Annotated in this window: 24 protein-coding genes, 1 other RNA gene and 1 riboswitch; of the genes, 11 read left to right on the top strand and 14 right to left on the bottom strand. The window is 65.5% G+C overall.

Going from position 1 to position 21,889, the window contains the following annotated elements; all coding sequences use genetic code 11:
* The first annotated feature begins 120 nt into the window (after positions 1 to 120).
* Positions 121 to 840, top strand: a complete 720-nt coding sequence (locus tag WDO72_15625; GenBank protein MEJ0087105.1) for an RcnB family protein — start codon at positions 121 to 123, stop codon at positions 838 to 840.
* A 97-nt stretch (positions 841 to 937) separates the two neighbouring features.
* A complete protein-coding gene (locus WDO72_15620; protein ID MEJ0087104.1) occupies positions 938 to 1,141 on the top strand; it encodes a SlyX family protein in 204 nt (67 codons plus the stop codon).
* Positions 1,142 to 1,160: 19 nt separating this feature from the next.
* Here the strand turns inward: WDO72_15620 and WDO72_15615 are convergent, their stop codons facing one another.
* From WDO72_15615 to gcvT, 7 genes are all read right to left on the bottom strand, one after another.
* Positions 1,161 to 2,198, bottom strand: a complete 1,038-nt coding sequence (locus WDO72_15615; GenBank protein ID MEJ0087103.1) for an L-threonylcarbamoyladenylate synthase — start codon at positions 2,196 to 2,198, stop codon at positions 1,161 to 1,163.
* Positions 2,199 to 2,210: 12 nt separating this feature from the next.
* Positions 2,211 to 5,069: a trypsin-like peptidase domain-containing protein gene (locus tag WDO72_15610; protein ID MEJ0087102.1), complete on the bottom strand. Its 2,859-nt coding sequence runs from the start codon at positions 5,067 to 5,069 to the stop codon at positions 2,211 to 2,213.
* A gap of 27 nt (positions 5,070 to 5,096) precedes the next feature.
* The gene (locus WDO72_15605; protein ID MEJ0087101.1) at positions 5,097 to 5,471 is read right to left on the bottom strand and encodes a diacylglycerol kinase; all 375 of its coding nucleotides are present in this window, start codon (positions 5,469 to 5,471) and stop codon (positions 5,097 to 5,099) included.
* A 108-nt stretch (positions 5,472 to 5,579) separates the two neighbouring features.
* Entirely contained in the window at positions 5,580 to 7,070 is a 1,491-nt protein-coding gene (gene gcvPB, locus WDO72_15600; protein MEJ0087100.1) for an aminomethyl-transferring glycine dehydrogenase subunit GcvPB, read from the bottom strand.
* A gap of 25 nt (positions 7,071 to 7,095) precedes the next feature.
* The gene (gene gcvPA, locus WDO72_15595) at positions 7,096 to 8,466 is read right to left on the bottom strand and encodes an aminomethyl-transferring glycine dehydrogenase subunit GcvPA (GenBank protein ID MEJ0087099.1); all 1,371 of its coding nucleotides are present in this window, start codon (positions 8,464 to 8,466) and stop codon (positions 7,096 to 7,098) included.
* A gap of 2 nt (positions 8,467 to 8,468) precedes the next feature.
* Positions 8,469 to 8,855 carry a glycine cleavage system protein GcvH gene (gcvH, locus tag WDO72_15590; protein MEJ0087098.1) on the bottom strand — a complete coding sequence of 129 codons (387 nt, stop codon included), beginning with the start codon at positions 8,853 to 8,855 and terminating at the stop codon, positions 8,469 to 8,471.
* A gap of 30 nt (positions 8,856 to 8,885) precedes the next feature.
* Complete coding sequence (gcvT, locus tag WDO72_15585; protein MEJ0087097.1) at positions 8,886 to 9,986, bottom strand: glycine cleavage system aminomethyltransferase GcvT; 1,101 nt, start codon at positions 9,984 to 9,986, stop codon at positions 8,886 to 8,888.
* Positions 9,987 to 10,257: 271 nt separating this feature from the next.
* Positions 10,258 to 10,350: riboswitch (glycine riboswitch) on the bottom strand.
* A gap of 60 nt (positions 10,351 to 10,410) precedes the next feature.
* Between gcvT and WDO72_15580 the strand changes: the two genes are divergently transcribed.
* The 3 genes from WDO72_15580 to WDO72_15570 are packed head-to-tail and all read left to right on the top strand — an operon-like array spanning position 10,411 to position 12,492.
* On the top strand, positions 10,411 to 10,878 hold the full coding sequence (locus WDO72_15580) for a nuclear transport factor 2 family protein (GenBank protein MEJ0087096.1): 468 nt from the start codon (positions 10,411 to 10,413) through the stop codon (positions 10,876 to 10,878).
* A gap of 4 nt (positions 10,879 to 10,882) precedes the next feature.
* Entirely contained in the window at positions 10,883 to 12,133 is a 1,251-nt protein-coding gene (ispG, locus tag WDO72_15575) for a flavodoxin-dependent (E)-4-hydroxy-3-methylbut-2-enyl-diphosphate synthase (protein MEJ0087095.1), read from the top strand.
* Entirely contained in the window at positions 12,130 to 12,492 is a 363-nt protein-coding gene (locus WDO72_15570) for a 4a-hydroxytetrahydrobiopterin dehydratase (protein MEJ0087094.1), read from the top strand. The genes ispG and WDO72_15570 overlap by 4 nt, the downstream gene beginning before the upstream one ends.
* Positions 12,493 to 12,554: 62 nt before the next feature.
* Here WDO72_15570 and WDO72_15565 read toward each other — a convergent pair whose 3' ends face one another.
* The 7 genes from WDO72_15565 to WDO72_15535 all read right to left on the bottom strand — a co-directional run bounded on the left by WDO72_15565 (position 12,555) and on the right by WDO72_15535 (position 19,016).
* The gene (locus WDO72_15565; GenBank protein ID MEJ0087093.1) at positions 12,555 to 13,082 is read right to left on the bottom strand and encodes a hypothetical protein; all 528 of its coding nucleotides are present in this window, start codon (positions 13,080 to 13,082) and stop codon (positions 12,555 to 12,557) included.
* Between the two features lie 122 nt (positions 13,083 to 13,204).
* Positions 13,205 to 13,645 (bottom strand): hypothetical protein, encoded by a 441-nt coding sequence (locus tag WDO72_15560; protein MEJ0087092.1) that lies wholly within the window; start codon positions 13,643 to 13,645, stop codon positions 13,205 to 13,207.
* Between the two features lie 73 nt (positions 13,646 to 13,718).
* Positions 13,719 to 14,582, bottom strand: coding sequence for a DMT family transporter (locus WDO72_15555; protein ID MEJ0087091.1), 864 nt, complete (start codon positions 14,580 to 14,582; stop codon positions 13,719 to 13,721).
* A 14-nt stretch (positions 14,583 to 14,596) separates the two neighbouring features.
* A complete protein-coding gene (locus WDO72_15550) occupies positions 14,597 to 15,823 on the bottom strand; it encodes an FAD-dependent monooxygenase (protein ID MEJ0087090.1) in 1,227 nt (408 codons plus the stop codon).
* Positions 15,820 to 17,070 carry a 2-octaprenyl-6-methoxyphenyl hydroxylase gene (ubiH, locus tag WDO72_15545; protein MEJ0087089.1) on the bottom strand — a complete coding sequence of 417 codons (1,251 nt, stop codon included), beginning with the start codon at positions 17,068 to 17,070 and terminating at the stop codon, positions 15,820 to 15,822. The genes WDO72_15550 and ubiH overlap by 4 nt, the downstream gene beginning before the upstream one ends.
* 10 nt (positions 17,071 to 17,080) lie before the next feature.
* Positions 17,081 to 18,439 carry an aminopeptidase P N-terminal domain-containing protein gene (locus WDO72_15540; GenBank protein ID MEJ0087088.1) on the bottom strand — a complete coding sequence of 453 codons (1,359 nt, stop codon included), beginning with the start codon at positions 18,437 to 18,439 and terminating at the stop codon, positions 17,081 to 17,083.
* A 10-nt stretch (positions 18,440 to 18,449) separates the two neighbouring features.
* Positions 18,450 to 19,016, bottom strand: coding sequence for a UPF0149 family protein (locus WDO72_15535; GenBank protein MEJ0087087.1), 567 nt, complete (start codon positions 19,014 to 19,016; stop codon positions 18,450 to 18,452).
* A 67-nt stretch (positions 19,017 to 19,083) separates the two neighbouring features.
* Here WDO72_15535 and WDO72_15530 point away from each other — a divergent pair, with 67 nt between their 5' ends.
* The 6 genes from WDO72_15530 to rpiA all read left to right on the top strand — a co-directional run bounded on the left by WDO72_15530 (position 19,084) and on the right by rpiA (position 21,873).
* A complete protein-coding gene (locus WDO72_15530; GenBank protein ID MEJ0087086.1) occupies positions 19,084 to 19,314 on the top strand; it encodes a TIGR02449 family protein in 231 nt (76 codons plus the stop codon).
* On the top strand, positions 19,311 to 19,628 hold the full coding sequence (locus WDO72_15525; GenBank protein MEJ0087085.1) for a cell division protein ZapA: 318 nt from the start codon (positions 19,311 to 19,313) through the stop codon (positions 19,626 to 19,628). Before WDO72_15530 ends, WDO72_15525 begins: the two co-directional genes overlap by 4 nt.
* Before the next feature lie 61 nt (positions 19,629 to 19,689).
* A non-coding RNA gene (ssrS, locus tag WDO72_15520) (6S RNA) lies at positions 19,690 to 19,876 on the top strand.
* A gap of 10 nt (positions 19,877 to 19,886) precedes the next feature.
* Complete coding sequence (locus tag WDO72_15515) at positions 19,887 to 20,501, top strand: 5-formyltetrahydrofolate cyclo-ligase (GenBank protein ID MEJ0087084.1); 615 nt, start codon at positions 19,887 to 19,889, stop codon at positions 20,499 to 20,501.
* Entirely contained in the window at positions 20,452 to 20,916 is a 465-nt protein-coding gene (locus WDO72_15510; protein ID MEJ0087083.1) for an EVE domain-containing protein, read from the top strand. Before WDO72_15515 ends, WDO72_15510 begins: the two co-directional genes overlap by 50 nt.
* A gap of 300 nt (positions 20,917 to 21,216) precedes the next feature.
* Entirely contained in the window at positions 21,217 to 21,873 is a 657-nt protein-coding gene (gene rpiA, locus WDO72_15505) for a ribose-5-phosphate isomerase RpiA (protein MEJ0087082.1), read from the top strand.
* The last annotated feature ends 16 nt before the right edge of the window (positions 21,874 to 21,889 follow it).

Raw genomic sequence — 21,889 nt, 5'->3', positions numbered from 1 at the left:
AAAGCCCCGGCGACGCTGCCAACCTGAAACGAACCTGAACGGGAACGTTCAGGAGCCGCTCAGGTGCGCCTGCGCATACTGGCATCGTACGGATCGCAAGTGATCCGCAAGGAGATGCAGATGAAACGCCCCGCTACCTTTGCCCCCGCTTCGTTCCTGGTGTTCGCCTCGCTACTGGCCAGTGCTTCGGCACTCGCGGCCGGCAATCCCTACGCCGCCCGGGAGCGCTCGGAAAAAATCGGCCAGAAAATCGAAGCGCAGAATTCGCGCAACGACCGCGGCCATGACAACCGAGGCAACGACAATCGTGGCCACGATCGCGGCAACCCCCAGCGCAACAACAACGAGCGCGATCGCGGCAACCATGCGCCGCCGGTCGTGGTCCATCGCGACAACCGCGACAACCATCGCAACGACCGTCCCGGCAACGATCGCCGCGACTGGAACGACCGCAATCGCAATGACCGCCCGGACCACAATCGCAACGACTGGAACGGCCGCAACGACCGGAACGATCGCTGGGATCGTTATCGCAACGACTGGAACCGTCACCCGCACTACAACGACAACCGCCGCAACGACCGTCGTGACTATGCGCGGTATCGCTTCAACTTCGGCTTCTATCACCCGCCGCGTGGTTACTCGTATCGCATGTGGCACCGCGGAGACAGATTGCCGCACGCGTACTACGGCAGCTCGTACATCGTGTACGACTGGCGCCCGTATCGCCTCTATGAGCCGCCGTACGGTTACCACTGGGTGCGCGTCGGCAGCGACGTGGTGCTGACGGCCATCGCCACCGGCATCGTGCTGGATGTGCTCTACAACATCTGGCTGTAGCCGAATCGATCCAAAGAACCCGAGCTAGCGGGCAGTCGCCGGCGCCCAGGAAAGGATTCCTGGGCGCCGATGTTTGTTCTTGGCTACCCTGCGCCCCATGACTGAACGCCTCGACGCCGTCGAAGAAAAGCTCGCGCACCTGGAGCGCGCCGTCACGGAGATCAGTGACGTGGTAGCGCGTCAACAGAAAGAACTCGACCGCGCGCTCGATCGCAATCAGCAGCTCATGGACAAGCTGGCCGCGCTGGAATCGGAACAGGGCGCGAGCGCCACGGCGCACGAGAAGCCGCCGCACTACTGATTCAGCGGCAGCGGCTCATTCAGGGCAGGACGCTGTACCCGCCGGTCTCCGCGAACTGCTCATGTTCGCCGGCGCTGGCCGCGCCCACGGCGGCGCCGCGGCTCAGCCGGTCGCGAATCGCGGTCCATTTTTCTTCGCTCGGCACATCCTGCACGAGGATCTGTTCGCACCCGGCCTTGTCGAGCGCGCGCAGGTTCGAATACAGGTCGTGCGCGTAGGCATCGGGCCGCCGGCCGGCGTTGATCCAGGTGACGGATGGATAGGTCTTGAGCGGCAGCCGCATCGCCAGCACGGCCACGCGGCGCCCGCCTTCCGACAGGGTTTCAGCGCGCTTGTCGATCTCATCGACAGGAACGAGGGTCATGGGCGTCAGCGGCGCGTAGTGAGACACCTTCGAACCCGGCACACGCGGCGTGCTCGCCCCGGCCCCGACGATCACGTCGCCGACGATCTCTTTGAGTTGCGAGTAGGTGACGAATCCGGGCCGCAACAACCGTACCTGCTCGCCGTCGAAACCGACGATGGTGGATTCGAGACCGATCTGGCTTTCACCGCCATCGAGAACGACGCGCACCGCGTCGCCGAATTCCTCGCGCACGTGTTCCGCGCGTGTCGGGCTCACGCGGCCGAAGCGATTGGCGGACGGCGCGGCGATGCCACCGCCGAACGCGGTCAGCAGCTGCTGCGCCATGGGGTGCGACGGAACGCGGATCGCGACGGTGTCCTGCCCGCCCGTGACGACGTCGTGCACGCCCTCGGAGCGCGGCAATACCATCGTCAGCGGCCCGGGCCAGAAACGCGCCGCCAGCTTGCGCGCGTTCTCGGGCACTTCGCGCGCCCAGCGATGCAGGTACTTCGGGTTGTCCAGGTGGACGATCACCGGGTGGTCCGCGGGACGCTCCTTCAGCTCGAAGATGCGCCGTACTGCGGCGGGGTTCTGGGCGTTCGCCCCGAGCCCATAGACCGTTTCGGTCGGGAATACGACCAGCTCGCCGTCCCGCAACGCGGTGACGGCCTGTTCCAGCTCTACGAGGGTGGCACGAACGACACGAACCATATGACGGTAAGTTTACTCAAGATCGCGACGCTCCCAGCCTGCATCGGTGCGTCGCAGCTCGTAAGTAGGCCAATAGTGTCGATCAAGTTTCAAAGTGATCACTTCGGGCGCGTTATTCCAGGTAATTGTGCGCAGGCGGATGGCGGAACGGTCCGGCCGCCCCGACACGACCTTGAGGAAGGCGTCGAGATCAGGCGTGGGGATGCCATCGACTTCGACGATGCGGCGCCCCGGGAACAGCCCATATCGCGTCGCAGGCGATCCATACGCGAAATAACCCACGTACACCCCCTCGGGCGGGATGCCGCGCTGCGCGATCATCGCGCGGTGGGGCGCCTGCAAGGTCGCGCCGGCCCACATCACGATGCGATCGATGTCGTTGCCGGTCAGCGCGGCGGTGGGCAGCGGCACCTGCTTTTCTTCACCATCGCGCCAGACGGTGACGTTCACCTCGGGCTTGTCCGCCACCGCCAGCTCCACTTCGCGGAAACGCGTCACCACCTTGTCGTTGATGGCCAGCAGGATGTCGCCCTGCTTCAAGCGCCCGACGGCCGGCGAGCCGCCGACCAGGCGCACGATGGACATGACCTGCCGCTGATTCGGGCTGGCGAGTTCCAGCTTGCGCAGCCACGCATCCGAGAGGCCGAGACGGCGCGCGCCGGCCAGCGGCTGCGGCACCAGTTCGGCTTCGAGCGAGAAGACGGCCTGCTTTTCCTGCACGCGGCGCAGCATGTCCTGCACGACGCCGATGGCCACGCCGCGATTCTCCTGCTGCTGCTCGCGGCCGCTCTCCCAGGCGAAGCTCGACCACAAGGCGACCACGCTGCCGGCGGTGTCCGTGAGCGCACCGTCGAAATCGGCGGGGCCGTTCACCAGCTGGATGGTCTCGAGATTGCTTTCGCGGAACTGCATGGTGCGCGACAGCGGCAGCGAGATCGGCGTGAGATTCGCAACCTGGGTGGCGCGCGAATTGAGCTCGCTGTCGGCGCCCATACCGACGGCCCACAACGTTTCACCGGGCACGATGCGCCGGTCTAACAACTTCGCGGCGCGTACCGGTGTGTTGCCGATGAGTTTGGGGTCGTAACTCACGATGGCGAGGTTGTGCAGCGGGTGCACGAACTCGACCTTGCCGGGAATCTCGAGCGTACCGGCGAAGATGATGCGCACGTCGCCCATCGACACGGGAACGGTGTTGCGATCGACGACCACCAGGCCACGCGCCGCGTCGACTACGAGGCCGGTGCCCCGGTAGTTGCGCTCGGTGATGCCGGAGATCGAGTACGGCATGTCGAAGCCGACCCCGACCAGCGACGGCGCCAGAGCCGCGGCGCGCGGGTCGTCGGGCTTCGAGAAGCGGGTGCTGCCGCCGACTTCCGGCTTCGGCGAACCCAGCGCCGGCAGCGCCACGCATTGCCACAACCCGGCCGCGTCGTCGCGCAGGCAATGATTGGCGGGGAACCAGCGGCGGTCCATGCGCGCGCTGCGCACGCTGGAGCCGTTCGGATCGTCAACCGTCGAATACCGCACGGTGAAACGTTCGCCGTCGGCGAGCCCCGCCACCACCGCCTCGAAGGCCGCCAGGTCCGGGGTTGGTTTGCCGTTGGCGCTCGCGATGACGCCGCCGCGCGGCACGCCGGCGGCGCCGAAGATGTAGCCGGGGTTGGCGACGTACACGCCGCTCACCGCGATGTTGAAATGGCGCGCCATCTGGTACGACACGGTGTGCACGACGGTGTCGCCAAACTCTAGATACGCCGAGGGCGTGATCGCGTGCAGATCGCCCACGTTGAGCTTGGCGCTGATCGGCTTGCCGCCGCGTTCGAGGTCGAGGTCGACGGTGCCGCCGACGGATTCGTCGGTGACCTGTTCGAGCGGCTCGAATTCGGAGACGAGTTTGCCGTTCACGCGCACCAGCACGTCGCCGGGCTGCAGCGTGCCGTCGCCAGGTCCGCCGGGCAGCACTTCATTGACCACCAGCATGCCGGTGAGCGCCGGGAACGCCTTGCGCGCCGCCTCCTCGGTTTTCTCCCCGAGGCCGAGACGGCGCAGTTCATCGTACGGCGTGTAGTGGAACACCACCTGCAACGCGCCGCGCGAGACGGCCTTGCCGGCCTGGATGAGCTCCAGCGCACGCTTCACGCGCCCCAGCGGTAGATAGAAGCTGGAGGCATTGCCGGTGGCGCCGCCGGCATTCAGCGCGATGACGCGGCCCTGGATGTCGATGACGGGTGAACCCGACGAGCCGCCCGAGGTGCCCGAGGCCGCCTGCAGGTAGAAGGTATTGAAATCGTTGTACTTGCCGATGCCGTATTCCGGCGCATCGCGATCGAGCTTGGCGAGTGTGCCGGCGAGAATGGACAGCTGCTCGCCGGCGTTGTTGCCGATGACGCGGATCTCGCGGCCGATCTGCGCGCCGTCCGGGAACAGCGGCAGCGAACGCGGCCGGATGAAACGCAGCTTCTTCGGGTCGTAGCGATAGATGCCGAAGTCGTGGATCGGATCGCGATACACGGGATAGAGCTGCACTTCTTCGCGATTGAGGAAGGTCGCTTCGGAGGTGACCGGGCCGGGAGTGACCACGTGGCGATTGGTGAGGATGAGGCCGCGTTCGGCATCCACCACGAAGCCGGTGGCCTGCGCGGAGGAATTCCACTCGGTGTCGAAGGCGCGCGTCTGGTCGATCTCGATGGCCACCACGCTCTCGGCGACCCGCGCCAGTGTGCCGCGCCACGCCGCGCTTTCGCCCTCGCTCTGCGGCAGCGCCGCCTGCGTCGAGCTCGATTGCGAGGCCAGCTGCGGCTGCGCGTTCTGCGCGAACGTGGGAGCAACGAGGACCAGGCCGAAGAGGCAGAGCCGGCTGAAACGCATGCAGAAGCCCTCTAGATTGTTAGGCGCTCAGCGCCACAGGATCAGTACCCAAACGACGGCAAGCAGCGTCAGCGACAGGAACACGGCGGCGGAGCCGATGTCCTTGGCGAGGCCCGAGAGCGAGTGCCGCTCGAGGCCGATGCGGTCGACCGTGGCCTCGATGGCGCTGTTGAGCAGCTCCACGATGAGCACGATGAACATCGGCGCGATCAGCAGCACGCGCTCGATACCACTGCGCCCTAACCACAGGCCCAAGGGGATGACAAAGACCGCCAGGACGAGTTCCTGGCGGAAGGCTGCCTCTTCGCGGTAGGCGCCCGAGAAACCCTTCATGCTCGCGCCGAAGGCGCGGAACATGCGGGTGAAGCCGGTGGGTTTCTGACGGTCGCCGAGGTCGTTCATCCGGTCGATATTAACAGGGGATTGTCAGGGGCTTGCGCCCCACGACCGGAAAACGCCGTGGATGCGACGGCGTCCGTCAGAAAACGTGAACTCTTTCGTGTGTAATTCTCAGGCCGCCGCAGGTTTCCATGTGAGATCGAGCTGACGCGCGGCGCGGACGTCATCGAGCCGGCGCACCGTCATGGTGTAAGGCGCTGCCTTGACGAAGTCCGCATTCGTCTCGGCCTCCTTCTGGATGGCGATCATCGCATCGATGAAACCATCCAGCGCTTCCTTGCTCTCCGTCTCGGTGGGCTCGATCAGCAGGCATTCCGGCACCAGCAGCGGGAAGTATGTGGTCGGCGCATGGAAGCCGTAGTCGAGCAGGCGCTTCGCGAAATCCATCGCCGTCACGCCGAGATCGCGTGCCTGTTTCTTGGCGGTGATGATGAATTCGTGGCTGGCCCGGCGGGTGGGATAGGCGGGGTCGAAGCCCGCCTGCGCGAGCCGCGCCATCAGGTAGTTCGCGTTGAGCGTGGCGTACTCGCCGACCCGGTGCATGCCCTCGCGGCCCAGCATGCGCATGTAGATGTAGGCGCGCAGCAGCACGCCGGCATTTCCCATGAAGGCCGACAGACGGCCGATGGACTGGGGCAGGTCTTTCTCGGTGAGCCAGCGGTACTTGTCGCCCTCCTTGCCCACGACGGGAATGGGCATGAACGGCAGCAGTCGTGCGCTCACGCCAACGGCACCCGCACCCGGACCGCCACCGCCGTGCGGCGTGGAGAAGGTCTTGTGCAGGTTCATGTGGATGACGTCAAAGCCCATGTCGCCCGGACGCACCTTGCCGAGGATGGCGTTGAGGTTGGCGCCGTCGTAATACAGCAGGCCACCCGCGTCGTGGACGATCTTCGCGACTTCCTTGATGCGCCGTTCGAACACGCCGCAGGTGGACGGGTTGGTGAGCATGATGCCGGCCGTGTTGGGACCGACCGCGGCCTTCAACGCTTCGACGTCGACGTCGCCTTCGTCGTTGACCGGGATCTCCTTCACCACGCAGCCGCACATCGTGGCGGTGGCGGGATTGGTGCCGTGTGCCGCGATCGGCACGATGATCTCGTTGCGCGCGAGATCCCCGCGCGCGCGGTGATAGGCGCGGATCATCGCAACGCCGGCGAACTCGCCGTGCGCCCCAGCCATCGGCGACAGCGCCACACCCTGCATGCCCGTCACTTCCTTGAGCATCTCCTGCAGCTCGAACATGCAGGCCAGGAACCCCTGCCCGAGCGACTCCGGCGCCAGAGGGTGCCGGGTGAGGAAACCGGGGAGCATCGCGTACTGGTTACAGGCCTTCGGGTTGTACTTCATCGTGCACGATCCCAGCGGATAGAAATGCGTGTCGATGGAGAAGTTGAGCTGCGACAGGCGCGTGAAGTGGCGCACGACTTCGAGCTCGCTGACCTCGGGCAACATCGCGGGCTGCTTGCGGCGCAGGTGTTCGGGAATGTCGGCGGCGACGTTGTCAGGCGTGCCGCGCTCGGTGGGCCATTGGCCGAAGGCGCCGCGCCCGGGACGCGAGTATTCGAAGATGATCTTTTCGGGATGTTTGAGCATTGCCATGTGCCAGTCCTTGAAAAAATAGTCCTCAGGCCGCGCGCACGGCGGCTTTGAGAGTCTCGGTGAGCGCATCGGCGTACGTCTGGATGTCGGCGGTCGTGCGCGTTTCGGTGGCGCAGACCAGCAGCGCGTTGCCGAGCTCCGGGTAGTCGACGCTCAGATCGAACCCGCCGACGATGCCGCGCGTTGCAAGCTCCGCGAGCACGGGGGCAACCGGGCGGTCGAGCAGCAGCACGGCTTCGTGGAACCGCGGCCCTTCGAACGCCACCTTCACGCCCTTGACGCGGCCCAGCGCCGCGACGAGTTCGTTGGCGCGCTGATGGGACGTGTTGGCCACGCGCGCCAGACCCTCGGGGCCTAACAAGCTCAGGTAGATCGTCGCGGCCGTGACCAGCAGCCCCTGGTTCGTGCAGATGTTCGAGGTCGCCTTGCCGCGGCGGATGTGTTGTTCGCGCGCCTGCAGCGTGAGCGCAAAACCCTGCTTGCCGTTGGCGTCGACGGTGCGCCCGACGATGCGCCCCGGCATCTGGCGCACGTATTCCATGCGCGTGGTCATGAAGCCCGCGTACGGTCCGCCCGAGGACAGCGGCACGCCGAGGGGCTGGCAATCGCCACAGGCGATGTCGACGCCCTTGGCGCCCCACTGACCCGGCGGCTTGAGGATGGCGAGCGCGGTGGGATTCACCGAACCGATGACGAAAATGCCGTTGGCATGCGCCCAGTCGGTGATGGCGTCCACGTCCTCGAGCTGGCCGAAGAAATTCGGCTGCTGGATGACGATGGCGGTGATGTCCTCGCCCTGGTACTTGGCCAGATCCGCGACCGACAGCTGCCCCCTGGGGCACGGGATCTCCTCGAAGCGCAGCCCCTGGCCGCTGGCCGTCGCCACCGCCACCTTGCGGTAGTTAGGGTGCACGGTGGTCGGCACGAGGATGCGCTGCGACCTGGACTTGCGATGCGCGCGCACCGCCATGAGCGACGCTTCCGCAACCGCCGAGCCGCCGTCGTACATCGACGCGTTCGATACTTCCATGCCGGTCAGCGAGGTGATCATCGTCTGGTATTCGTAGATCAGCTGCAGCGTGCCCTGCGACGCTTCCGCCTGGTATGGCGTGTAGGCGCTGTAGAACTCGCCGCGCGTGGTCACCGCCCACACCGCCGACGGAATGTGATGCTCGTAGGCGCCGGCGCCGATGAAATTGAGCGGCAGCCCGTCCTGGGCGGCGCGCGCCATCATCAGACGGCCGATCTGCATTTCATTCAGCGCGTCGGGGATACCGGCCAGCGCTTCAATACGCAGCTCTTTCGGGATCTCGTCGAACAGGTCGTCGACTTTTTTGGCGCCGATCGCGGCCAGCATCTGCTGGACGTCATCGGGAGTGTGCGGATTGAACGGCATGACTAACCCTCCGCGGCAAGATGCGCCTGGTATTCGGCCGCGGACAGCAAACCGGCGGGCGCGCCGCCCGGCTTGAGCCGCATGATCCAGCCGGCGCCGTAGGGTTCGGAATTGATGAGCTCGGGCTGGCTGCCGAGCGCGGCGTTGCCTTCGATCACGGCGCCTGCAACCGGCGCGTACACGTCGGAAGCTGCCTTGACCGACTCGACCACCGCGAACGTGTCGCCGACCTTGAGCGCCTTGCCGGCGTCGGGCACTTCGACGAACACCAGATCGCCGAGCGCGCCCTGTGCGTGATCGGTGATGCCGACTTCGACGTTGCCATCGGCCAACGTGCGGACCCACTCGTGTGACTTGGTGTACTTGAGATCGGCGGGGATTTCGCTCATGTCATTTGCTCCGGAGTGGGACCTGGCTGATCAGCTGACTAGAATCTTGCCGTGACGGACGAACGGCGCTTTCACGACGCGCGCGTTCAGCAGCTTGCCGCGGATGTCTACTTGCACCGTGGCGCCGGCGGCGCGCGGGACGCGGGCGAGCGCGATGGATTTTTCCATGGTGGGGGAGAAGGTGCCGCTGGTGATCTCACCCACGTCCTGGCCGTCGGGTTGCCCGGCGACGACCACTTTCTGGTGGCCGCGCAACACGCCGCGGTCTTCCAGCAGCAGCGCGACGAACTTTTTCGTGAGGCCGGCGGCCTTGAGCGACTCCAGCGCCTTGCGGCCGATGAAATCGCGCGACGGATTCTCGAAAGACACGGTCCACGAGAGCCCCGACTCGAGCGGATTCTGCGCTTCGTCCATGTCGTTGCCGTACAGGTTCATCGCGGCTTCGAGACGCAAAGTGTCGCGCGCACCGAGACCTGCGGACTTCACGCCCTTGTCGTTGAGCGCGCGCCACAGGCGCACCGCTTCGTTGGCCGGAACCATGATCTCGAAGCCGTCCTCACCGGTATAACCGGTGCGGGCGACGAACCATGGCCCCATCTCGCGGCCGAAGAACACGTCGAGCGCGAGCGCGGCATCGCGATGCTCGGCGGGCAGCAATTCCGCGACCTTGGCGCGCGCGTTCGGACCCTGCACGGCAAGCATGGCGAGATCGGTGCGCTCGGTGAGCTCGACGCCGAAGGCGGGCGCCAGTTTCCGCATCCACTCGAGATCTTTATCGCGCGTGCCGGCGTTCACGACGACGCGGAACCAGCTCGCGGTCAGAAAGTAGACGATGAGGTCGTCGATGACCCCGCCCTGCTCGTTCAGCATGCAGCTGTACAGGGCCTTTCCCGGAGTAGTTAGCTTGGCGACGTCGTTGGCGAGCAGCTTCGAGAAGAACTCGCGCACCTGCGTGCCGCGCGCGTCGATCACACACATGTGCGAGACGTCGAAGACACCGGCGTCGCGGCGTACCGCGTGGTGCTCTTCGATCTGCGAACCGTAGTTGACCGGCATGTCCCAGCCGCCGAAATCGACCATGCGGGCGTTGAGTTCGACATGCAGGTCGTAAAGCGGTGTGCGTCTGCCCAAGAATTTCTCCTGCGGCACACCGCGAGTGCCAAAAAAAAGAGCGGCGGGAAGAAGCGGTGCCGGGAAGGGGGTTCCGGGGGTTTGTATGCGAGTCAACGCGAGTGCGCTGCGCTACACACAAACCCCCGGAACCCCCTTCCCGGCACCACTTCTTCCCGCCGCCCCTCTGTCCTTGAACCTGAGAGATCGGGCTCGTGGTCAACACGTGCCGCACCCCTTCGGTGGATGGTCCCGGGCCGCAGCCCAAGCCATCGCTCTCCAGAGCCCGCCTTCAAACCCCGCCGTTCTTTTGCCTGAGCGTTTCCGGGCGGAAACTTGCGCCTTCGGCGCCCTCATTAAAGAGGGTCTCTCGGACTGAGTCTGGTCAATTGGCGAACGGGTGGCATGATAGCAGCCCCTTCCCGCAGCTTCGAGCCGGACTTTCATGAAATCGCGCCGCATCGCCGCCGTATTCGCATTTATCGCTGCCGCGACAATGCAGTCCGCGCCTTCCTTCGCGAAGGACGAAGCTCGCGAAGCAGCCGTCAAAACCGCCGAGCTCGCGCGCTTCAAGGCCAACGTGGACGCGGACGTGAAGGCGCTCGGTCTGCTGCTCGCCGACGACCTCGACTACGTGCACTCGAACGGGGACATCGACACGAAGGCCTCGTTCATCGAGTCGTTGACCAGCGGTCGGCGCGATTACATCTCGATGACCGCGGACATCCAGAAGGTGCGCCTGTACGGCGACGTGGCGGTCATTCGTGGCCTCGCCAAGGTCACCGTGGCCACCAATGGCAAGTCCCAGGATCTCGAGATCGGCTATAGCGACACCTGGATCTGGAAAGACAAGCGCTGGCAGATGACGGGCTGGCATTCATCGCGTTATCCGTCGCCCGCGCCGGCCAAGTAGTTAGATGAGCCAGCCACGCCGCAAAGCCCTGCCCGTTCGCGTCGGCCGCGTGACCGTCGGCGGCACCGCGCCCATCGTGGTCCAGTCCATGACCAATACGGACACCGCCGACATCGAAGGCACCGCGCAGCAGATCAAGGCGCTGGCGCGCGCCGGCTCCGAGCTGGTGCGCATCACGGTCAACGAAGCCGAAGCCGCGGCCGCGGTGCCCAGGATCCGCGACCGCCTCGCGCAGATGGGTGTGAACGTACCCATCATCGGCGACTTCCATTTCAACGGTCACAAGCTGCTGCGCGAGCATCCGGCCTGCGCCGAGGCGCTGGCCAAGTACCGCATCAACCCCGGCAACGTCGGCCGCGGCAGCAAGCGCGATCCGCAGTTCGCGGAGATGATCGAGTTCGCCATCCAGTACCAGAAGCCGGTGCGCATCGGCGTGAACTGGGGCAGCCTCGACCAGGAACTGCTCACGCGCATGATGGACGAGAACAATGCGCGCGACACGCCGCTGTCCGCGCAGGAAATCATGCGCGAAGCCGTGGTGGCCTCGGCGCTGCAGAGCGCCGCGCGTGCCGTGGAGATCGGCCTGCCGCGCGAACGCATCATCCTGTCAGCGAAGGTTTCGGGCGTGCAGGACCTGATCGCTATCTACCGCCGCCTGGGCGAGCGCTGCGATTACCCGCTGCATCTGGGCCTCACCGAGGCTGGCATGGGTAGCAAGGGAATCGTCGCGTCCACCGCCGGCATGTCGGTGCTGCTGCAGGAAGGCATCGGCGACACGATCCGTGTCTCGCTCACACCCGAGCCCAATGGCGACCGCACCAATGAGGTGATCGTCGCGCAGGAGATCCTGCAGACCATGGGGCTGCGTTCCTTCGTTCCGATGGTCGTCGCCTGCCCCGGCTGTGGCCGCACGACCAGCACGTATTTCCAGGAGCTGGCGCAGTCCATCCAGTCGCACATCCGGCATCGCATGCCGGAGTGGCGCAAGTCCTACGAAGGCGTCGAGGACATGACCGTCGCCGTAATGGGCTGTGTGGTGAACGGCCCCGGCGAAAGCAAACACGCCAACATCGGCATCTCGCTGCCGGGCACCGGCGAGCGGCCGGTGGCGCCGGTGTACGAAGACGGCGAAAAAACCGTGACGCTCAAGGGCGACCGGATCGCCGCAGAATTCCAGGAGCTGGTCGAGAAATACGTGGCACGCAGCTTCACGCGCAAGGAAAGCACCACGTCAGCGCAGGAGATACCGGCATGAGCAGCACCGACGACACTCTCGTCAACAAACAATGCGTGCCTTGCCACGGCGGCATCGCCGCGCTCACGCCGGCCGAGGCGCAAAAGATGCTGGCGCGTCTGCTCGTGTCGAATGACGGCGGCTGGCAGTTAGTCGAAGACGGCAAAGCGCTGAGGCGCGAATTCAAGTTCGCGGATTTCTACCGTGCGATGAGCTTCGTCAATGCCGTGGCGCACATCGCCAACCTGCAGGATCATCACCCCGACATCGAATGCGGCTGGGGTTATTGCCGCATCCGTTATCAGACCCACGCCATCGGCGGGCTGCACGAAAACGATTTCATCTGCGCTGCGAAGATCGACGCGCTCGGCGCGTCGTAAGACAAGTATCGACGCGCTCGGCGCGGCGTAAGACAAGATTCGACGCCCCCGGCGCGCAATAGCTAGTTGCGCGCGAACGTGCCGCCGCTGCCGCGAACCCGCGGATAGTTGCCGACGTGGACGCGCGATGCCATCGCCGTCGTCACCATGCCGCGCCGCGGATTCCAGGAGTAGATGGCCCCATCAGGCTCGCTGTAAAACGCGTAGTAGCAGACGAGATTCCGGTTGCGATACGCGCCGAGCACATCCTGCTCCGACAAGGGCGCCTCTCCGTTGCGCGGATGCGTATGCCACTCGCCCAGGATCACGGCGCCGGCGGGAATCATGGCCGCCGCGCGCGCGACGTCGATCACGCAGCTGCGGGCGACGCAGCGCGAACCGCGCACCACCGCGCTGTCCACTGTCCGCCCCAGCCGGTAGATGAATCCGAAATATTCATAGTTGACCGACAGCGGCCCGAACGTCGCGAACTGCTGACGAACGTGGGCTTCGACTGAATCGGAAAGGCATCGCGGCGCGTCGTTGGCTGTCACGTGCATGGACACAACCAGCAGCAGCGCCGCGAGCGATGCGCGGCTTGCAGAAAACATGACTCCTTCCCCCCGGAAGAGTGGCGACACACGCCAATGGCCAAAGTATAGGAGCGCCCGCGTGCGCTGCTGACAGAATTTCTACGTAGTTGTTAAGCAAATCCCATTTCAGATGTCACGGCCTAACGATTCCCGGCTCGCGCGACGGGGCGAAACATCGATTTCACGCGCCCCCATCCCCTCAACGCGTCGACCCAGTCAAGCGAAGCCGAGGCGGCGAACGCCTCGTGCACACCACCCGCGCCGAGGAAGATGCGGTAGTGATGCAGCGACTGCGCGTCCTTCTGCGGCAATTGGTATTTGTTCACATGGGCCTTGAGGGCCGGCGAACCTTTTATCTCCGCGACCGCCAGATGGCAGCCTTCGGTGATGGTGGAGTTGCACTGTTCGAACGGTGTAACGCGGTGCCAGCACAGCCGGCCGAAGAACACGACGAAGGGATCGAGATCCCTCATGTAGATCGTCATGGTCGCCTTGCGCTCCTCGAGCGCGAACGTGCAACGCTCGAACCGGCTCGCATCCATGGTCGGCAACAGGATTACCGGAACGATCTCGATCGCCATCCGGCAAGTATTCCCGAAAGGCGCGCAGAACCTGTGACCGACCCTGCAGAAAAGGCCGCCGGGCCGGAAATAGTCAGGCCGCGCGCCGCGCCTCGAACCGCAACAAGTAAAGTCCGCTGCCGATGATGACCGCCGCGCCGGCCAGCGTCTGCCATTCCGGCGTCACCGACCACACGATCAAGTCGATCAGGATCACCCAGGCAAGCCCCGAATATTCGAGCGGTGCCACGCTGGCCGCCGGGGCACGCTTGAACGCCTCCGTGATACCCCACTGGCCGACCGCTCCAGTGAACGCGACGCACGCGATCAGCAAAAGGTGTTCGCGCCGGATGGGCTGCCATTGTGGCAAGGCGATCAACGTCGCGCCGATGGCGAGCATGCAGGTCATCCAGAAAATCATCGACTGCGTGCTGTCGGTGCGGCCGATGATCTTCACGAGTACCGAAGACAGCGCATAACAAAACGCGGTACCGAGCACGGCCACCGTGCCGGCCAGACCAAAACCCACCGCGCCCGGGCGCAGCACGATCAATACGCCGGCGAACCCGATGACGATCGCCACCCACTGCGTGCGTTGCACGCGCTCGCCCAACATGAAGATCGAAAACACCGCGATCAGCAGCGGCGCCACGAAGAACAGCGCATACGCCTTGGCGAGCGACAGCTCCTTCAGCGCGAACGTGAAGGCGATCATCATGAAAACCGACAACACCCCGCGGACCAGGTGCAACGGCCAGCGGATACGCGTGAGCTGGCCCGCGCCCCCGGCATACAGCGCCCAGACGAACACCACGGGCAATGCGGCGAGGCCGCGCACCGCGGCCACCTGCGCCGCTGGATAGGACGCGGTGAGCCACTTGAGGCTGGCATCCATGAACGCGAACGCCGCAACGCCGGTGAGCATGTAGGCCATGCCGGCCACGCGCGGGTTCTTCATGGCGAACAAAAAATCTACCGCGCCGCGAGCGGCAATTCGCCCGACAAGCCCATCGCGCGTTCGAGAAACAGGCGCTTGGCCAGCGTCGAACTACCCACCCAGGGCATGCCACGTTGCGCGAGTTCCGCGACGCGGCCGCTGCCGCGCGCCAGCAGGCGGTCGAAGGCATCGATGGCGCCGCCCATCAGATCGTTCTCGCTGCGCCGCCAGCGTTCGTAGCGACGCAGGATCCGTTCGGCACCCGGGTCCTCACCGGTCCGCAATGCTTCGCCCAGCACATCGGCCAGCGCCGCCGCGTCCAGCAATCCGAGGTTCGCGCCCTGCCCCGCCAACGGGTGCACCACGTGCGCCGCGTCGCCGACCAGCGCGACGCGCGAGCTGATGTAGCTGGCGGCCGAGAGGCGCCACAACGAAAATTTCAGCCGCGCGCTTTCGAGCTTCACCTTGCCGAGCGCGGCGTCGAAATCCTTCTCGAGCTCGCGTTCGAAATCCTGCGGCGCCGTCGCCAGCAGCTGTTCGGCCCGCGCCGTCGGGATGGACCAGACGATCGAACTCTGTCCGTCGGCGAGTGGCAGGAACGCCAGCGTGCCGTCGCCCAGAAACCTCTGCCAGGCGGTGTGCCGGTGTGATCGCGCCGTGCTCACGTTTGCCACCAGCGCGGTCTGTCCGTAGTCGGTTCGCGAGACGGCGAGGCCGGCCAACTCGCGCACGCGCGATAACGCGCCATCGGCGCCGATCACCACGCGTACGCGCACCTCGCGCTCGCCCGCGCGCAGGCGCACCGCATCGCGCTCGTGCCCGAGCGCGGTGATTTCACCGTCCGCCAGGACAATGCCGAGGCGCCGCGCCGCGCCCGCCAGCGCCGCCTGCAGCACGCCGTTCTCCACGATGGTGCCGAGATCGCGTTCGCCCATTTCAGCGGCGTCGAACACCAGCGCGTCGCCGCCATGCGGCGGCACGTCGGCGTGCCACACCTGCATGCGTTCGTAGGCGGCCGCGCGCGTCGCTGCGATGTCGGTCCACGCGCCCGCCGCGCGCAGGATTTTTTCACTGGCGCGCGACAGCGCGAACACGCGCAGGTCCACGGGCGGAACACGCGCGGCGTCGAACGAGTCGGGAATGCGCCGATCGAAGACGACGATACGTTCGGCCGGAAGGCCCGCAATCCGCGCCAGCAGGATGGCGGTGGCGAGTCCGATCGGTCCCGCGCCGACCACCGCTACGTCGTAGTCGTGCTTCATTCCAGCGGCAGGCCGCGCGCCAGGCGCGGCATGCGGCCGGCGAATCCCCAGCTCACGCGCGACAACGCGCGCTTGGCCGCGGGGCTCATGTCGAACAGCAGCAGGCCGAAGTTGCGTACCAGGCCGACGCCCGGCGTGTCGTTGCCGAACAGCTTCACCAGCCCATCCGTGAAGCGGGTGACACCCTGGCGATCTTCCGCGCGCCAGGCGGAGAACCGGGCTAACAACTCGCTGTAATCGGCCTCGCTGCTGCCGGAGTCGGCGGCCGCGCCGGCCAGCATTTCCGCCAGCGTCGCCGCATCGCGCAACCCGAGGTTGAAACCCTGGCCCGCCACCGGATGCAGTGCCTGCGCCGCATTGCCGATGAGCACCACGCGCCCCGCGACGGTTTCCGCGGCGCGCGACAGCGTCAGCGGATAGGTGTTGCGGCGGCCGATCTTGGTCCAGCGGCCGGCGCGCCAGCCGAAAGCCGCCAGCAATTCGGCAGCAAAGGCATTTTCATCGAGCGCGACGAGTTTCGCCGCGCGCGCGGGCGCCACCGCCCACACCACGGTGTAGCCGCCACCGGTCACCGGCAACACGGCCAGCGGACCGGAGGGCGTAAAACGCTCGAATGCCTCGCCGTTGTTAGGCCGTTCGGTGGCGGCGTTCACCACGATGGCGACCTGCTCGTAGTCCTCGACCGACGCGTCGATGCCGGCGCTGGCGCGCAGCACCGAGCCGGCGCCGTCCGCGGCCACCGCGACCGCCGCGCGCACACGCTCGGTCACCTTCTCGACGCCACGTTCCGTGGCCATCTCGGTGACGATATCGAGCACGACGCCATCGTCGCGCAGCGTGGCGCTCCGGACCTGCGCGGGCACCGCGAGCGTCACGTTGGGCGCGTCGCGCAGCGCCTGCCACAGCGCGCGCCCGATCGCCCGATTGGGCACGACGTAACCGAAGGCATGTACACCCTGCTCGCGCGCGTCGAGGCGCGCGACGCCGAAGCGCCCCGCGTCGGAAACATGGATCGCCCGAATCGGCGAGGATTCGGCGGCCAACGCCGGCCACACGCCGAGCGATTCGAAGATCTGTTTCGAGCCGTTGCCGAGCGCCGTGGTGCGTTCGTCGAAACTCGGCTGCGCGGCGGAATCGGGCGACACGCTTTCGACCAGCAGCACCCGCAGGCGGGTCGCCCGCAGCGCCAGCGCGAAACTCGCGCCGACCATGCCACCGCCGACGATGACGACGTCCCACTCTTTCATGGGCCGGGCTTCATGCCACCGACGCCATCAGCCGCTCGATCGCGACCGCATCCTTGGGAACTCCGTCGGTCAACACCTCGCAACCATCGCGCGTGACCACCACGTCGTCTTCGATGCGAATGCCGATGCCGTGGAATTTCTTCGGCGCGCCCGGGGTTCCGGGCGCGACATAGATGCCAGGTTCGATGGTGAGCGCCATGCCCGGTTCGAATACCCGCCACTCGTTGCCGAGCTTGTAGTCGCCCACGTCGTGCACGTCCATGCCGAGCCAGTGGCCGGTGCGATGCATGAAGTACTTGCGATACGCCCCTGCCTCTTCGAGCTTGGCGGCACGGCCCTTCAGCAAGCCGACTTTTATCAGGCCTTGCGTGATCACCTTCACCGCGGCCTCGTGCGGTTCGTTCCAGTGATTGCCGGGTTTCACGCGCTCGATGGCTGCGTAGTTAGCCTCGAGCACGATTTCATACAACGCGAGTTGCTCCGGCGAGAACCGGCCATTCACCGGGAATGTGCGCGTGATGTCGGAGGCGTAACAATCGACTTCGCATCCGGCATCTATCAACAGCAGATCACCCGCGCGCAACACGGCATCGTTCTCGCGGTAATGCAGGATGCAGCCGTTGGCGCCGCCGCCAACGATGGGCAGGTAGGAAGTGTCCGCGTTGTGCAGCCGGAACTCATGCAGCACATCGGCGGCGATTTCGTACTCGTGTTTGCCGGGCGCGCAGGCCTGCATCGCCCGCACGTGTGCCCGCGCCGCGATACGCGCGGCTTCGCGCATGGTGTCGACTTCGCCGCGGCTCTTGTACAGGCGCATGTCGTGCAACACGTGATCGAGCGCCACCATCTCGAGCGGCGGAAGGCGTCCGTTGCGCGCCTGCGTGCGCAGGCCGTTGACCCAGCCGACGACGCGCTGATCGAATTCCGGATGCGTGCCCATCGCGTAGAAAACCTTGCCGCGGTTTTCCATGAGCCCCGGCAGGATCTCGTCGATGTCGGCGATGGGGAATGCATCGTCGGCGCCAAAGTCGCGGGTCGCGCCAGCGGGACCGGCGCGACGCCCATCCCAGGTTTCGCGCGCCGGATCGCGATCGCGCACGAACAGGATGTATTCGCCCTGCGGACGTCCCGGCACCAGCACGGCCACGGACTCCGGTTCGTTGAACCCCGTGAGATAGAAGAAATCGCTGTCGGGCCGGTACGCGTATTCGACGTCGTTGTTGCGCAGCCGCACGGGCGCGGTGGGCACGATGGCGATGGTGTCGCGGCCCATCTGTTTCATCAGCGCGCGGCGGCGGCGGCGAAATTCCTCGCGCCCGATCGCGACACGCGGCGCGCCGGCGGCCGCGGGTTTCCGACGGGGACTCATGGACGGCGTATTAATGAATGGACGCGGCGCCCGGCGCCGGCTCCTCGCCGCGCGCGGGCGCCAGCTCGACGAACAACAACTGCACGCCGACGCGCACGAACTCGACCACCTCGGCGAAGGCCGCTTCGTTTTCTTCGTTCTGCTCGTCCGCTTCGACACCGACGTGCGTGATCTCGGTGAAGTCGCGGATGATCTCGCCCGCCTCGACGGACACGCGGCCGGGATCGGCGGTGGTGCCGGAGCCGAGTCCGTACAGGAAGCCCTGGCACCACAGACTCAATGCGTCGGCCCGCTCCGACAGCGGCGCCTCGTCGTCCGGCAGCAGCGGTTCGAAATCCGCGTCGTTGCCGAGCAGCGTTCTGACCATGGCGTTGTAGACGTTCTGCAGCACCGAGTTCTGCAGCGCCGCGTCGTCGGGAGAGTCGTCGGGGAGGATCTCGCGCAGCCACTCCATGAGGCCGTAATCGCGCGAACTACACAGCGCGCCGGCCAGCGTTCCGTGCGCTTCGGCGGGCTCCGGCAACGCGCGCGCGGCCCGGAGCACGTGCTCGAACTCATCGTAAGTGGCGGCCAACATGGAGGAATTATGCCCGAGTGGATAACTAATTGACCCCCCTCGGAGGTGCGCCCTATAGTCCCGCGCCATGACAGACAACAACAAATCCGGCTTCGACGCGGAATTCGCCCGTCTCGAACGCCGCGTCGAAGAACTTCTCGTCGCCGTCGACACTCTCAAGGAAGAGAACCGCGCCCTGCGCCAACGCCAGGAATCGCTCGCCGCCGAACGCTCCGCGTTCGCGCAGCGCAACGACCAGGTACGCGCGCGCGTCGAAGCAATGATCGGCCGGCTGAAGACGATGGAGCACACTGCGTGAGCGACAAGGAACCGGCGCAAGTCACGGTACGTATTCTCGAAAAGGAATACTTCATCTCCTGCCCGCAGGATGAACGCGCCGCCCTGCTCGACTCCGCCGAATACCTCAACAAGAAGATGCGCGAAGTGCGCGACACCGGCAAGGTCGTCGGCGCCGATCGCATCGCCGTCATCGCCGCGCTCAACATGGCGAACGAACTGCTGCGCCTGCGCAAGCAGGACACCGAGCTGCAGGGCAACGTCAGCGGCCGCGTGAAGCACATGCGCGAGCGTGTCGAGACCGCGCTCCAGCGCACGCGCCAGCTGGATCTGTAAGACAAGAATCTACCGACTTGCGTCGCATTCCTGCAGGTCGGTTGTAGTAGAGTGACTCCTGCGCTGCCTGTGGTGTTCGACAGTAAGTCGGGTTACCTCTCGACCGTAATGTAAACGCCCGGGACCAACGCTATCTGACAGCATTGTGCAGGTCCGCTTCTGGCGGAAAGCCTTAAATGTCGGGGCAGGTCCCACCTTGTTGCTCTGGTTCGAGAGCAATGACTTACACCGGCACTTTCGGGTAGCGCTTTATTCTTCGTGATTACGAAGCAAACACTCCGCAAAGAACTCCTCGCCGCGCGTCGCGCGGTGCGGCCGTTGGCGCGTCGCAAAGCCGCGGTCGCCGTCGCGCAGGCGATCGCTCGCACTCCCTGGCTTGCACCCGGCAAACGCATCGGCATCTACGCGTCGATGCCGCAGGAGCTCGGCACCGCACCCCTGATCGAACTCGCCCGCGCGCGTGGCTGCGAGATCTTCCTGCCGCGCATCACCAGCATGCGCGCGCGCCGCATGCGCTTCGTGCGGCTCAATCCGCGGGCGCGGCAGCATTCCTTCGGGATGATCGAACCCGAGGGGCACGAATGGCTGGGCGCGCGCTTTCTCGACACCATTTTCTGCGCCGGCGTGGGGTTCGATCGCCGCGGCGCGCGGCTCGGCCATGGCGCGGGCTTCTACGATCGAGCGCTCGCCTTTCGCCACGTGCGCCATCGCTGGAGCGGGCCGCGGCTCGTCGGTCTCGCCTATTCATTCCAGGTCGTGCCGCTCGTTCCGGTGACGGCGACCGACGTATTCATGGACTACATCGTCACCGACAGGGGAATCGATGAACTACTGGCTGATGAAAACGGAGCCGTCGACGTTCGGAGTCGATGACCTGGCCGCGAAGCCGAAGAAAACGGCGATGTGGGACGGCGTGCGCAATTACCAGGCGCGCAACATGCTGCGCGACGACTTCAGGAAGGGCGATCAGGCGCTGCTGTATCACTCGAGCGCGGACCTGGTCGGTGTCGCGGGTGTCATGCAGGTGGTGCGCACCGCGTATCCCGATCCGACCGCCTTCGACAAGAAGCACGATCACTACGATGAAGGCAGCGATCCGAAAAATCCGCGCTGGTATGTGGTCGACGTACAACTCAAACGGCGCTTGAAGCGCATCATCACGCTCGATGAACTGCGCAAGCACGAGGCGCGTGAACTAGATGGGATGCTGTTGTTGAAACGTGGCAACCGGCTCTCGATCACACCCGTGAGCGCCGCTCACTGGAAGTTCATCCTCTCGCTCGAGTGATGGCCGAGAGTTGACGATCGATGCGTGTCGATGTCGTCGATGCGTTCACTCCGATGACACTCTCTTGAATTTTGTCAACGCCTGCGTATACTCGCCCTCGGACTAACCCGTAACTACTGGAGAGCTGCCATGGCGAAAGCCAAGAAGAAAGCCAAGAAAAAAGCCAAGAAGAAATAGTTCTGGCCTTGGTTAATTCGGCGGGCGAGGTTTTTATCTCGCTCGCCGGTTCCAAATTCGAAGACAGTGCCCGCTAACAAGCGGGCACTGTCGTTTCTGCAGTACGCAAATCGGAATCTTGCGATGAGTGCGCAAAACACTGGAAAACAAGCTGCGGCACGCGCAGCGCTGGAATTCGTCACCGCGGGCAAAGTGCTCGGCGTCGGCACCGGCAGCACCGTGAATTTTCTCATCGACGCACTTGCGGCGACCTCCATCAAGATCGCCGGCGCGGTGTCGAGCTCCCATGGATCGACCGAGCGCCTCGAGGCAGCAGGCATCCCGGTGCTCGACCTGAACGACGTCGGCGAGATCGAAACCTACATCGATGGGGCGGATGAGACCAATCACCGGCGCCAGCTCATCAAGGGCGGCGGCGGGGCCCTCACGCGCGAGAAGATCATCGCCGCCGCCTCGCGCCGCTTCGTCTGCATTGCTGACGAGGGCAAGCTCGTCGATACCCTGGGTGCGTTCCCGCTGCCGGTGGAAGTGATCCCGATGGCGCGCGAATACGCGAGCCGCGCGCTCGCCCGCCTCGGCGGCCGGCCCGTATGGCGCGAGAAGGTGATCACCGACAACGGCAATCACATCGTCGACCTGCACGGCATGCACATCGCCGATCCGGTCTCGCTCGAGAGCGCAATCAATCAGATCGCCGGCGTGGTGACGGTGGGATTGTTCGCCGCGCGCCCCGCGGACGTGGTGATCCTCGGCGGTCCAAACGGGATTCGTCGTCTCTAAAGGGGACATGCCTATT

The organism is Pseudomonadota bacterium, from assembly GCA_037200975.1.
In the GTDB taxonomy this organism is placed as follows: Bacteria; Pseudomonadota; Gammaproteobacteria; order Steroidobacterales; family Steroidobacteraceae; genus CADEED01.
Note: the sequence above shows the minus strand (reverse complement) of the source record. Positions and strands in the feature narration are given on the sequence as shown.